The following is a 12,795-nucleotide window of genomic DNA, read 5'->3' as shown; positions in this document are numbered from 1 at the left end:
GCGGGAGACGTGACCTGCTCCCTGCTGGACGGTAATTCCCCGGAGATTCCCTGAATCCCCCACGTGCGCGGCGCGTACGTACGGCTCGGCCTCCTCCCGCTCCCGGTCGGCTGACGCCTCTTCCCCGGCGCCAGCAGGCCATTCCCCTTCTCGAGCGGGCGGGGACCCGGCGGTGCGTACCGCCCGCCGGAGCTGAGAGGGCCCCTTGAGCAGCAACAGTCGACATGTCCCCGTGATGCTCCAGCGGTGCCTGGACATGTTGGCCCCCGCGCTCGCGGAGCCCGGAGCGGTCGTCGTCGACTGCACCCTCGGGCTCGGCGGCCACAGCGAGGCGCTCCTGGCCACCTTCCCCTCCGCCCGCCTCATCGCGCTCGACCGCGACAAGGAAGCGCTGCGCCTGTCCGGCGAGCGCCTCGCCCCCTACGGCGACCGGGCCACCCTCGTGCACGCCGTCTACGACGAACTCCCCGACGTGCTCGACCGCCTGGACGTCCCGCGCGTCCAGGGAGTCCTCTTCGACCTCGGCGTCTCCTCGATGCAACTCGACGAGGCGGACCGGGGGTTCGCGTACGCCCAGGACGCCCCCCTCGACATGCGCATGGACCAGACGACGGGCATGAGCGCCGCCGAGGTGCTCAACACGTACCCGGCCGGTGAGCTGGTGCGGATCCTGCGGGCGTACGGGGAGGAGAAGCAGGCCAAGCGGATCGTCTCCGCCATCGTGCGCGAGCGCGAGAAGGAGCCGTTCAGCAACAGCGCCCGGCTCGTCGAGCTCATCCGCGACTCCCTGCCGCAGGCCGCCAAGCGCACCGGCGGCAACCCCGCCAAGCGCACCTTCCAGGCCCTGCGCATCGAGGTCAACGGCGAGTTGAGCGTCCTGGAGCGAGCCATCCCGGCCGCGGTGCAGGCGCTCGCGGTCGGCGGCCGCATCGCTGTGCTCTCGTACCACTCGCTCGAAGACCGCCTGGTCAAGCAGGTGTTCGCGGCCGGAGCCGCCACCACGGCGCCGCCCGGCCTGCCCGTCGTACCCGAGCGCTACCAGCCGCGCCTCAAGCTGCTCACGCGCGGTGCCGAACTCCCCACCGAGGAAGAGGTCGCCGAGAACCGCCGGGCGGCCCCGGCACGGCTGCGGGGTGCGCAGCGCATCCGCGAGGAGGCCCCATGAGCAAGAAGCCCGAGCTGCGGGGGAGGGCGGCGAAGCTCGCCCGGCTGCTGCCGTCGGGCCCGAGCCAGGCCGCCCGCACGCCCTTCGTGTTACTGGTGGTGCTGCTGCTCGGCGGGGGCCTCATCACGCTCCTGATGCTGAACTCCTCCCTGAACGAGGGGTCGTTCCAGCTGAGCAAGCTCAAGAAGGAGACCACCGAGCTCACCGAGGAGCAGCAGGAGCTCCAGCGCGAGGTGGACGACTTCTCGGCCCCGGACGCGCTGCAGCGCCGCGCCGGTGAGCTCGGCATGGTCCCCGGCGGCGACCCCGCCTTCCTCGACCCCGACGGCACCGTCCGCGGCGTGCCCGGAGCGGCGGCCAGGCCCTCGGCGCTGCGGGTGCCCGCGCCCCGCCCGCTCGAGGTGGCCTCGCCCCCGCCCTCGGTCTCCGAGGCCCCGTCCCCCGCCCCGTCGGCTCCCGGCCCCGAGCCCACGCCCACGCCGAAGCCCTCCGCCCAGCACCCCCGCACCGCCCCTTCCGCGCAGCCCGGCCCCACGACCTCCGGCAGGTGACGTAAGTGACGGACCGTCAACCGCCCCCGCGCCGCCGAGTGCCGGGACCCGCTCGCCCGGCGCGCCCCGCCCGCCCCGGTGAGCAGCGGCGCCCCGGACCCGGCGGCCGCCCCGCCGCCCGCCGCCCGCGCCCGGCAGGTGGCTCCGGCAAGGCGGCGCCCCGCGTCATCCGCCTGGGCAGCCCCCGGCCCCGCCTGCGCATGGTCAGCCTCGGACTCACCCTGATCATGCTGATCTTCGTGGTGCGGCTGCTCCAGGTGCAGGCGGTCGACGCCAGCGCGTACACCGCCAAGGCGGAGAAGAATCGCTACCTCGGCCACACCCTGGCCGCCGAGCGCGGCGGCATCACCGACCGCCGCGGCATCGAGCTCGCGATCAGCGACGACGCGTACGACATCTCGGCCGACCCCACGCTCCTCACGCCCAAGTCGACGAAGGTCAAGGACGCCCCCGAGCAGGCGGCCGCCCTGCTCGCCCCGATCCTCGGCAAGGACCCGGTCGAGCTCACCAAGAAGCTGAAGACCCCGGACACCCGCTACGTCCTGCTCGCCCGGCGCCAGACCCCCAAGATCTGGAAGCAGATCAAGGACCTGCGCTCCGCCCTCGCCGACAAGGCGGCCGCCGACCCGAAGTCCGCCAACGTCCTCGCGGGCGTCCTCGCCGACCCGAGCAGCAAGCGGGTCTACCCCAACGCCGATCTGGGCGCCGGGATACTGGGCTGGGTCAACGCCGACGGCAAGGGCGCGGGCGGCCTGGAGCAGCAGCTCGACAAGGAGCTCGCGGGCAAGGACGGCAAGATCAGGTACGCCCAGTCCGGCGGCCGCCAGGTCCCCACCGCAGGCGGCACCGAGACGCCCGCCGTGCCGGGCTCCGACATCGAGCTCACCATCGACCGCGACATCCAGTGGGCCGCGCAGAACGCGATCACCGAGCAGGTCAAGAAGTCCAAGGCGGACCGCGGCTACGTGATAGTGCAGGACACGCAGACCGGCGAGGTCCTCGCCATGGCCAACGCCCCGGGCTTCGACCCGAACGACCTCTCGCAGGCCAACGGCGCCGCCATGGGCAACGCCGCGCTCCAGGACGCGTACGAGCCCGGCTCCACCGCCAAGGTCATGTCGATGGCGGCCGTACTGGAGGAGAACGCGGCCACGCCCGGCACGCACGTGACGGTGCCCAACCGGCTGCACCGCGGCGACCGCCTCTTCCAGGACGACATCGACCACCCCACCTGGCACCTCACGCTCAACGGCGTGCTCGCCAAGTCCAGCAACATCGGCACGATCCTCGCGACCGGCCAGCTCGGCAAGACGCAGTCGGAGGTGAACCAGACGCTCTACTCGTACCTGCGCAAGTTCGGCATCGGCAAGGAGACCGGGCTCGGCTTCCCCGGGGAGACCTCCGGCATCCTCGCGCCGCCCGACAAGTGGTCCACTTCGCAGCAGTTCACGGTCCCCTTCGGCCAGGGCTTCTCGATCAACGCGATGCAGGCGACCTCCGTGTACTCCACGATCGCCAACGGCGGCGTCCGCGTCGAGCCCACCCTCGTACGCGGCACGAAGGGCCCCGACGGCCGCTTCGCGCCCGCCCCCAAGCCCCGGCAGACCCGCGTCGTGAGCGAGCAGACCGCCAAGACGCTTGCGACGATGCTGGAGTCCGTCGTGGACGACGAGGAAGGCACCGGCATCGCCGCCCGCATGCCCGGCTACCGGGTCGCGGGCAAGACGGGTACGGCCAACCGGGTCGATCCCGCCACCGGCAAGTACAAGGGCTACACCTCGTCGTTCGCCGGGTTCGCGCCCGCCGACAAGCCCCGCGTCGCCGTCTACTGCGCGATCCAGAACGCCACCAAGGGCAGCTACTTCGGCGGCCAGATCTGCGGCCCCATCTACAAGCAGGTCATGGAGTTCGCCCTGAAGACGCTGCAAGTCCCGCCCACCGGCAAGCCCCCCGCCCGCCTTCCGGTCACCTACAAGCCCGGAGACTGACCAGGAACCCCCGTGACAACGATCACCTCCGACCCCGGGAACCGTCGCCCGCCACACGGACCGGCAAGCACCTCGCTTCGCCCTGAAGCGGGTGAGCCCGGTACGCTCACCGCCGTGCCACACGCTGATCAGTCCCAAACCACCCAGAAAGGCGCTCCCGTGACCTATCCGGGACCGCCCCGGCCGGCCCAGGTCTCCGCCACGCCCCTCGCGGAGCTCGCCGATCAGCTCGGCGTCGCCTCGCCAGGTGCGACCGACACCCCCGGCATCACCGGCATCACGCACGACTCGCGGGCGGTGCGCCCCGGCGACATCTACGCCGCCCTGCCCGGGGCCCGGCTGCACGGCGCCGACTTCGTCGCCCAGGCCGCCGACCTCGGCGCCGCGGCGATCCTCACGGACCCGACGGGCGCCGAGCGCGCCGCCGCCACCGGCCTGCCGGCCCTGGTCGTCGAGAACCCGCGCGGCGTCATGGGCGAGCTCGCGGCCACGGTCTACGGGCACCCCGGCCGCGACCTGCTGCAGATCGGCATCACCGGTACGTCGGGCAAGACCACCACCGCGTATCTGATCGAGGGCGGTCTGCGGGAGGTCCGCAGCACCGGACTCATCGGCACCGTCGAGATGCGCATCGGCGACGAGCGCATCAAGTCGGAGCGCACCACCCCCGAAGCCACCGATCTCCAGGCCCTCTTCGCGGTGATGCGGGAGCGCGGCGTCGAGGCGGTCGCCATGGAGGTCTCCAGCCACGCCCTGGTGCTCGGCCGGGTCGACGGCTGCGTCTTCGACGTCGCCGTCTTCAACAACCTCAGCCCGGAACACATGGAGTTCCACTCCGACATGGAGGACTACTTCCGGGCGAAGGCGCAGCTCTTCACCAAGGAGCGGTCCCGGCTCGGCGTCGTCAACTTCGATGACGAGTACGGGCGTCGGCTCATCACCGAGTCCGAGGTGCCCGTCACCACCTTCTCCGCCGAGGGCCACCCCGACGCCGACTGGCGGGCCGAGGACGTCGAGGTGGGTCCGCTGGACTCGACCTTCGTCGCGGTCGGCCCGAAGGGGGAGCGGATCACCGCGAAGTCCCCGCTGGCCGGCCCGTTCAACGTCGCCAACACGCTCGCCGCGATCGTCTCCCTCGCCGTCGCGGGCATCGACCCGCAGACCGCCGCCGACGGTGTCGCCGCCGTGCCGGGCGTCCCCGGGCGCCTGGAGCGCGTGGACGCGGGCCAGCCGTACCTCGCCGTAGTCGACTACGCGCACAAGACGGACGCCGTCGAATCGGTCCTGCGCGCGCTGCGCAAGGTGACCGAGGGCAAGCTGCACATCGTGCTCGGCTGCGGCGGCGACCGCGACAAGACCAAGCGGATGCCGATGGGCGCCGCCGCGGCCCGCCTCGCCGACTCCGCCGTACTGACCTCCGACAACCCGCGTGGCGAGGACCCCCTCGCGATCCTCGCCACCATGCTCGCGGGCGCCGCCGACGTGCCGGCCCACGAGCGCGGCGAGGTCGCCGTCTTCGAGGACCGCGCCGCCGCCATCGCCGCGGCCGTCGCCCGCGCGCAGCCCGGCGACACCGTCCTCGTCGCGGGCAAGGGCCACGAGCAGGGCCAGGACATCGCCGGGGTGGTGCGTCCCTTCGACGACCGCCAGGTGCTTCGCGAAGCCATCGAGCAAACCCAGGGATGAAGTTGTGATCGCCCTCTCCCTCGCCGAGATCGCCAGCGTCGTCGGCGGGCAGACGTACGACATACCGGATCCGACGCGTCAGGTGACCGGTCCGGTGGTCCGGGACTCCCGTGAGGTGGAGCCCGGCAGCCTCTTCGCCGCCTTCGTCGGCGAGCGCGTCGACGGCCACGACTACGCGGCCGCCGTCGTCGAGGCGGGCGCCGTCGCGGTGCTCGCCTCACGGCCCGTGGGCGTGCCCGCGATCGTGGTCGAGGACGTGCAGTCGGCGCTCGGCGCCCTTGCGCGCCACGTCGTCCGGCGCCTCGGCGCCACCCTCGTCGCCCTCACCGGCTCCGCGGGCAAGACCAGCACCAAGGACCTCATCGCGCAGGTGCTGCGCACCAAGGCCCCCACGGTGTGGACGCCGGGCTCGCTCAACAACGAGATCGGCCTGCCGCTCACCGCCCTGTCGGCCACCGACGAGACCAGGTTCCTCGTCCTGGAGATGGGCGCCCGCGGCAAGGGCCACATCCGCTACCTCGCCGAGCTCACGCCGCCGAAGATCGGCCTCGTGCTCAACGTCGGCACCGCCCACATCGGAGAGTTCGGCGGCCGCGAGCAGATCGCGGAAGCAAAGGGTGAACTCGTCGAGGCGCTGCCCGCGGAAGGCGCCGCGATCCTCAACGCCGACGACCCCTTCGTACGCGCGATGGCCTCCCGCACGCAGGCCCGGGTCCTCCTCTTCGGAGAGGCCGAGGACGCCGACGTGCGCGCCGAGAATGTCCGGCTCACGGAGAACGGCCGGCCCGCCTTCACGCTGCACACACCCTCCGGGTGCAGCGACGTGACCTTGCGGCTGTACGGTGAGCACCACGTGTCGAACGCGCTCGCCGCGGCCGCCGTCGCCCATGAGCTGGGCCTGTCCGTGGACGAGATCGCCCTCGCGCTCTCCGAGGCGGGCACCCTGTCCCGCTGGCGGATGGAGGTCACCGAGCGCCCGGACGGCGTGACGGTCGTCAACGACGCCTACAACGCGAACCCCGAGTCCATGCGGGCGGCCCTGCGCGCGCTCGTGGCCATGGGCAAGGGGCGTCGTACGTGGGCGGTGCTCGGACACATGGCCGAGCTCGGGGACGAAGGTCTCGCCGAGCACGACGCGGTCGGACGCCTTGCCGTCCGGCTCAACGTGAGCAAGCTCGTGGCAGTCGGGGGCAGGGAAGCGTCCTGGCTCCAACTGGGCGCATACAACGAGGGTTCGTGGGGTGAGGAGTCGGTGCACGTGTCCGACGCACAGGCGGCGATCGACCTGTTGCGCAGCGAGTTGCGCCCGGGGGACGTCGTCCTGGTGAAGGCGTCCAGATCGGTCGGTCTCGAGCGGGTCGCGCTCGCGCTGCTCGAGAACACCAGTGAGGGCGAGGTCGCCGGCCGATGAGGCAGATCCTCTTCGCGGGTGTGATCGGGCTCTTCCTGACCCTGGTCGGAACGCCGCTGCTGATCAAGCTCCTCGCCCGCAAGGGCTACGGGCAGTTCATCCGGGACGACGGCCCGCGCGAGCACCACAGCAAGCGCGGTACGCCGACCATGGGTGGTATCGCCTTCATCCTGGCCACGCTCATCGCGTACTTCCTGACGAAGATCATCACGGGCACGGAGACCACGCTCTCCGGCATGCTGGTGCTCTTCCTGATGGCGGGCATGGGCCTCGTCGGCTTCCTCGACGACTACATCAAGATCGTCAAGCAGCGCTCGCTCGGTCTGCGCGCCAAGGCGAAGATGGCGGGCCAGCTGATCGTCGGCATCGCCTTCGCGGTCATGGCCCTGAACTGGCCGGACAACCGCAACCAGACCCCGGCCTCGACGAAGCTCTCCTTCGTCACGGACTTCGGCTGGTCCATCGGCCCGGTGCTCTTCGTGATCTGGGCGCTGTTCATGATCCTCGCGATGTCGAACGGCGTGAACCTCACGGACGGCCTCGACGGCCTCGCGACCGGCGCCTCCGTGATGGTCTTCGGCGCCTACACCTTCATCGGCGTCTGGCAGTACCAGGAGTCCTGTGCCAACGCGAACACGCTGACCAACCCGTCGGCCTGCTTCGAGGTCAGAGACCCGCTCGACCTGGCCGTCGTGGCCTCCGCCCTGATGGGCGCCTGCTTCGGCTTCCTGTGGTGGAACACCTCGCCCGCGAAGATCTTCATGGGCGACACCGGCTCGCTGGCCCTCGGCGGCGCGCTCGCGGGTCTCGCGATCTGCTCGCGCACGGAGATGCTGCTCGCGCTCCTCGGCGGCCTCTTCGTCCTCATCACCATGTCGGTGGTCATCCAGGTCGGCTCGTTCCGCCTCACCGGGAAGCGCGTCTTCCGGATGGCGCCGCTCCAGCACCACTTCGAACTCAAGGGCTGGTCCGAAGTCCTGGTCGTGGTCCGCTTCTGGATCATCCAGGGCATGTGCGTGATCGTCGGACTCGGCCTCTTCTACGCGGGATGGGCAGCCGACAAGTGACCACTGCGTCCGACTGGCAGGGCAGGAACGTCACCGTCGCCGGGCTCGGTGTGAGCGGCATCAGCGCCGCCCGCGCCCTGGCCGGGCTCGGCGCCGCGGTGACGGTGGTCGACGGGGGCTCCTCGGACACCCACCGCGAGCGGGCCGCCGCCCTCGAGGGCGAGGGCATCTCCGTACGCCTGGGCGACGCGGACACCCTCCCCGAGGGCACCGACCTCGTCGTCACCTCGCCCGGCTGGAAGCCCGAGTCGCCGCTCTTCGCGGCGGCGGCCGGGGCGGGCGTTGACGTCGTCGGGGACGTGGAGATCGCCTGGCGCCTGCGCGGCCCGGACGCCGCGCCGTGGCTGGCCATCACCGGCACCAACGGCAAGACCACGACCACGCAGATGCTCGCGTCGATCCTGACGGCGGCGGGCCTGCGCACGGCCGCCGTCGGCAACATCGGTACGCCGATCGTCGACGTGATCCTCGAAGGGGACGACGCCTACGACGTGCTCGCCGTCGAGCTCTCCTCCTACCAGCTGCACTGGGCGCCCTCGCTGCGCGCCCACTCCGCGACGGTCCTGAACCTCGCCCCCGACCACCTCGACTGGCACGGCTCCATGGAGGCGTACGCCGCCGACAAGGGCCGCATCTACGAGGGCAACCGGGTCGCCTGCGTCTACAACGTCGCCGACAAGGCCACCGAGGACCTGGTCCGCGAGGCCGACGTCGAAGAGGGCTGCCGCGCCATCGGTTTCACGCTGAATGCGCCCGCCCCCTCCCAACTCGGCGTCGTGGACGGCATCCTGGTCGACCGTGCCTTCGTGCCGGACCGCCAGAAGCAGGCCCAGGAGCTCGCCGAGATCTCCGACGTGCAGCCGCCCGCGCCGCACAACATCGCCAACGCCCTTGCCGCGGCGGCCCTCGCGCGCGCCTACGGCGTCGAGGCGTCGGCGGTCCGCGAGGGGCTGCGCGCCTTCCGCCCGGACGCCCACCGCATCGCGCATGTGGCGGACGTGGCCGGGGTCGCCTATGTGGACGACTCCAAGGCCACCAACACCCACGCCACAGAAGCCTCGTTGGCCTCGTACGAGTCGATCGTCTGGATCGCCGGGGGGCTCGCCAAGGGAGCCACCTTCGACGAGCTCGTGGAGCACTCGAAGGGCCGGCTGCGGGCCGCCGTCCTCATCGGCGCCGACCGTGCCCTGATCCGCGAAGCCCTGACGCGACACGCCCCCGAGGTCCCGGTGGTGGACCTCGACCGGACCGACACTGGGGCGATGTCCGAGGCGGTGCGGCGGGCGGCCGAGCTGGCTCAGCCGGGGGACACCGTGCTGATGGCTCCGGCCTGCGCGTCGATGGACATGTTCACCAACTACAACGAGCGTGGCGACGCGTTCGCGGCCGCCGTCCGCGAACTCGCCGCCGACAGCGCCTGACCGGACCCTGCGGGGTCCGGGGCGCCCGGACCCTCGGGAGGGCAACGTGACAGCCGTGTCGTGGCTGGGGTCTCGTGGACGTACGGCCGGCGGAGGGGCCCGCTGATGCCGGGCAGCAGCGCGCGCGCCCCGCGCCGGCCGCGCGGGCCGGTCGCACCCCGGCCCGCCCGGATGTCCTCGCCGCCGCGCGAGAGCGGACTGCGGCGCCTCTACACCAAGGCCCGCCGCGCCTGGGACCGGCCGCTCACCGCGTACTACCTGATCCTCGGCTCCAGCCTGCTGATCACCGCGCTCGGCCTGGTGATGGTCTACTCGGCCTCGATGATCCAGGCGCTGCAGCTGCACCTGCCCGCCTCGTACTTCTTCCGCAAGCAGTTCGTCGCCGCCGTCCTCGGCACCGGCCTGCTGCTCATCGCCATGCGGGTCCCGGTCAAGCTGCACCGGGCCCTCGCGTATCCGATGCTCGCGGCGACCGTCTTCCTGATGGTCCTGGTCCAGGTCCCCGGGATAGGGCGCAGCGTCAACGGAAACCAGAACTGGATCTATCTGGGCGGCCCCTTCCAGCTCCAGCCCAGCGAGTTCGGCAAGCTCGCGCTCGTGCTGTGGGGCGCCGACCTGCTCGCGCGCAAGCAGGACAAGCGCCTGCTCACGCAGTGGAAGCACATGCTCGTCCCGCTCGTCCCGGTCACGTTCATGCTGCTCGGCCTGATCATGCTCGGCGGCGACATGGGGACGGCGATCATCCTCACCGCCATCCTCTTCGGCCTGCTCTGGCTCGCGGGAGCGCCCACGCGGCTGTTCGCGGGCGTGCTCTCCATCGCGGGCGTCCTCGGCGTGATCCTCATCAAGACCAGCCCCAACCGCATGGCCCGGCTCGCCTGCATGGGCAAGACGGACCCCGGCCCGGCCGACCAGTGCTGGCAGGCCGTGCACGGGATCTACGCGCTCGCCTCCGGCGGATTCTTCGGTTCCGGTCTCGGCGCGAGTGTGGAAAAATGGGGTCAACTACCCGAACCGCACACCGACTTCATCTTCGCCATCACCGGGGAGGAACTCGGCCTGGCGGGGACACTGTCGGTGCTCGCTCTGTTCGCGGCTCTAGGCTATGCGGGTATCCGCGTGGCCGGACGCACGGAGGACCCCTTCGTGAGGTACGCCGCGGGAGGCGTGACCACCTGGATCACGGCCCAGGCCGTGGTCAACATCGGTGCGGTGCTCGGTCTGCTGCCGATCGCCGGTGTCCCGCTCCCGCTGTTCTCCTACGGGGGCTCGGCCCTGCTGCCGACCATGTTCGCCATCGGTCTGCTCATCGCCTTCGCGCGAGAGGAACCGGCGGCGAAGGCGGCCCTGGCCATGCGGCAACCTCGGGTGAGATGGAACACGATGCGACGGCGCGTCAAGGCGCGTTCGTCCGGAGAGCGGTGAATTTCGGTGCATGTCGTACTCGCCGGTGGGGGGACCGCCGGCCACATCGAGCCCGCGCTCGCCCTCGCGGACGCCCTGCGCAGGCAGGACCCCACTGTGGGCATCACGGCCCTGGGCACGGAGCGTGGACTCGAGACCCGGCTCGTACCGGAGCGAGGCTATGAACTCGCCCTGATCCCCGCCGTACCGCTGCCGCGCAAGCCCACGCCCGAGCTGCTCACCGTCCCCGGACGGCTGCGCGGCACCATCAAGGCCGCCGAGCAGGTCCTGGAGCGCACCAAGGCGGACGCGGTGGCCGGCTTCGGCGGCTACGTCGCGCTGCCCGCGTACTTCGCGGCCAAGCGCCTCGGCGTCCCGATCGTGGTGCACGAGGCCAACGCCCGCCCCGGCCTGGCCAACAAGATCGGCTCGCGGTACGCCTCGGCGGTCGCCGTCTCGTCGCCCGACAGCAAGCTGCGCGGCTCCCGCTACATCGGCATCCCGCTGCGCCGCACCATCGCCACGCTCGACCGGGCCCGGGTCCGCCCCGAGGCGCGCGCCGCGTTCGGCCTCGACCCGAACCTGCCGACGCTCCTGGTCTCCGGCGGCTCCCAGGGCGCCCGGCGGCTCAACGAGGTCGTCCAGCAGGTCGCCCCGGTGCTCCAGCGCGCGGGCATCCAGATCCTGCACGCGGTCGGCCCGAAGAACGAAATGCCGCGCGTCGACAACATGCCGGGGATGCCGCCCTACATCCCGGTACCGTACGTGGACCGGATGGACCTCGCGTACGCCGCGGCCGACATGATGCTCTGCCGCGCGGGCGCGATGACCGTCGCCGAACTCTCCGCCGTCGGGCTCCCCGCCGCCTACGTCCCGCTGCCCATCGGCAACGGCGAACAGCGGCTCAACGCCCAGCCGGTGGTCAAGGCGGGCGGCGGACTGCTGGTCGACGACGCGGAACTGACGCCCGAGTGGGTCCAGGGCAACGTCCTGCCCGTGCTCGCCGACCCGCACCGCCTTTACGAGATGTCCCGCGCCGCCTCGGAGTTCGGCCGCAGGGACGCCGACGAGCTCCTCGTCGGCATGGTGTACGAGGCGATTGCGTCACGCCGCAACGCGTGAAGAAGGCAGGGGACCGTGGCCGGACCGACCACCGCCGAACGACAGCAGTCCGCACCTGGTCGGTCCCGCCCGCCCCGCCGCCTCAAGCTGCCCCGGCCGCGCACCCTGATCGCGCTCGCCGTCGCGCTCGTGCTGCTCGGCGGCGGCGGGGTGTGGGTGCTGTACGGCTCGCAGTGGCTGCGCCTGGAACACGTATCGGCCTCCGGTACGCGGGTGCTGACGCCCGAACAGGTGCAGGAGGCCGCCGACGCCCCGGTCGGGGCACCGCTGATTTCGGTCGATTCCGACGCCATCGAGGCACGGCTGCGCCGGAAATTGCCCCGAATCGACTCGATTGACGTCGTCCGTTCCTGGCCGCACGGAATCGGCCTCAAAGTGACGGAACGCAAGCCGGTCCTCCTTATCGAAAAGGGCGGAAAGTTCGTCGAAGTGGACGCGAAGGGCGTGCGCTTCGCCACGGTCGGCCGTGCTCCGAAGGGCGTCCCGCTGCTCGAATTGACGACGGATCAGGCGGCCGGATCGCCGAGTCTGCGGCGGTTTGGAACCGACCGGCTGCTGCGCGCATCTGTGCAGGTGGCCGGTGATCTGCCGGAGGCGGTCGCGCAGCGGACGCGGGCCGTCAAGGTCCGTTCGTACGACTCCATCTCGCTGGAGTTGAGCGGCGAGCGGACGGTCGTGTGGGGCAGCAGTGAGAAGGGTCGTGCGAAGGCCACGACGCTCACCGCGCTGATGAAAGCCGCCCCCAAGGCGCGGCACTTCGATGTGAGCGTCCCCACCGCCCCTGCGTCATCGACGAGTTGACGTACATCACCGCAGGCCAGCACCCTGGTTCGGCAGCGCTACGGCTGATCACATAGGGTGAAAAGAAAAACGGGAGGTTCGGCGTGTTCGTTGAACGTGCGCCACTTGTCGACTTAGTGTCCTGTTCGGAAGAGTCCAGGGAACAGACACACTGGTAACCCTAAACTTCAGCGTTAGGG

At 71.4% G+C, this 12,795-nt stretch carries 10 protein-coding genes; all 10 read left to right on the top strand.

Annotation, left to right across the window (positions count from 1 at the left end; all coding sequences use genetic code 11):
• Positions 1 to 205 precede the first annotated feature (205 nt).
• The 10 genes from rsmH (at position 206) to ACQB60_RS01850 (ending at position 12,616) form a co-directional block, all read left to right on the top strand.
• Positions 206 to 1,165 carry a 16S rRNA (cytosine(1402)-N(4))-methyltransferase RsmH gene (gene rsmH, locus ACQB60_RS01895; RefSeq protein ID WP_496924020.1) on the top strand — a complete coding sequence of 320 codons (960 nt, stop codon included), beginning with the start codon at positions 206 to 208 and terminating at the stop codon, positions 1,163 to 1,165.
• Positions 1,162 to 1,716, top strand: coding sequence for a cell division protein FtsL (gene ftsL / locus ACQB60_RS01890; protein WP_496924019.1), 555 nt, complete (start codon positions 1,162 to 1,164; stop codon positions 1,714 to 1,716). Before rsmH ends, ftsL begins: the two co-directional genes overlap by 4 nt.
• Before the next feature lie 5 nt (positions 1,717 to 1,721).
• Complete coding sequence (locus tag ACQB60_RS01885) at positions 1,722 to 3,704, top strand: peptidoglycan D,D-transpeptidase FtsI family protein (RefSeq protein ID WP_496924018.1); 1,983 nt, start codon at positions 1,722 to 1,724, stop codon at positions 3,702 to 3,704.
• A 12-nt stretch (positions 3,705 to 3,716) separates the two neighbouring features.
• On the top strand, positions 3,717 to 5,390 hold the full coding sequence (locus ACQB60_RS01880) for a UDP-N-acetylmuramoyl-L-alanyl-D-glutamate--2,6-diaminopimelate ligase (RefSeq protein ID WP_496924017.1): 1,674 nt from the start codon (positions 3,717 to 3,719) through the stop codon (positions 5,388 to 5,390).
• A 4-nt stretch (positions 5,391 to 5,394) separates the two neighbouring features.
• Positions 5,395 to 6,801: a UDP-N-acetylmuramoyl-tripeptide--D-alanyl-D-alanine ligase gene (locus ACQB60_RS01875; protein WP_496924016.1), complete on the top strand. Its 1,407-nt coding sequence runs from the start codon at positions 5,395 to 5,397 to the stop codon at positions 6,799 to 6,801.
• Positions 6,798 to 7,868, top strand: a complete 1,071-nt coding sequence (mraY, locus tag ACQB60_RS01870) for a phospho-N-acetylmuramoyl-pentapeptide-transferase (protein ID WP_384842079.1) — start codon at positions 6,798 to 6,800, stop codon at positions 7,866 to 7,868. Before ACQB60_RS01875 ends, mraY begins: the two co-directional genes overlap by 4 nt.
• A complete protein-coding gene (gene murD, locus ACQB60_RS01865; protein ID WP_496924015.1) occupies positions 7,850 to 9,289 on the top strand; it encodes a UDP-N-acetylmuramoyl-L-alanine--D-glutamate ligase in 1,440 nt (479 codons plus the stop codon). Before mraY ends, murD begins: the two co-directional genes overlap by 19 nt.
• 105 nt (positions 9,290 to 9,394) lie before the next feature.
• On the top strand, positions 9,395 to 10,714 hold the full coding sequence (gene ftsW, locus ACQB60_RS01860) for a putative lipid II flippase FtsW (RefSeq protein ID WP_496924014.1): 1,320 nt from the start codon (positions 9,395 to 9,397) through the stop codon (positions 10,712 to 10,714).
• A gap of 6 nt (positions 10,715 to 10,720) precedes the next feature.
• Positions 10,721 to 11,815, top strand: coding sequence for an undecaprenyldiphospho-muramoylpentapeptide beta-N-acetylglucosaminyltransferase (murG, locus tag ACQB60_RS01855; protein ID WP_384842088.1), 1,095 nt, complete (start codon positions 10,721 to 10,723; stop codon positions 11,813 to 11,815).
• 15 nt (positions 11,816 to 11,830) lie between these two features.
• Positions 11,831 to 12,616: a cell division protein FtsQ/DivIB gene (locus ACQB60_RS01850; protein ID WP_496924013.1), complete on the top strand. Its 786-nt coding sequence runs from the start codon at positions 11,831 to 11,833 to the stop codon at positions 12,614 to 12,616.
• The last annotated feature ends 179 nt before the right edge of the window (positions 12,617 to 12,795 follow it).

The organism is Streptomyces odontotermitis (assembly GCF_050510915.1).
In the GTDB taxonomy this organism is placed as follows: domain Bacteria; phylum Actinomycetota; class Actinomycetes; order Streptomycetales; family Streptomycetaceae; genus Streptomyces.
Note: the sequence above shows the minus strand (reverse complement) of the source record. Positions and strands in the feature narration are given on the sequence as shown.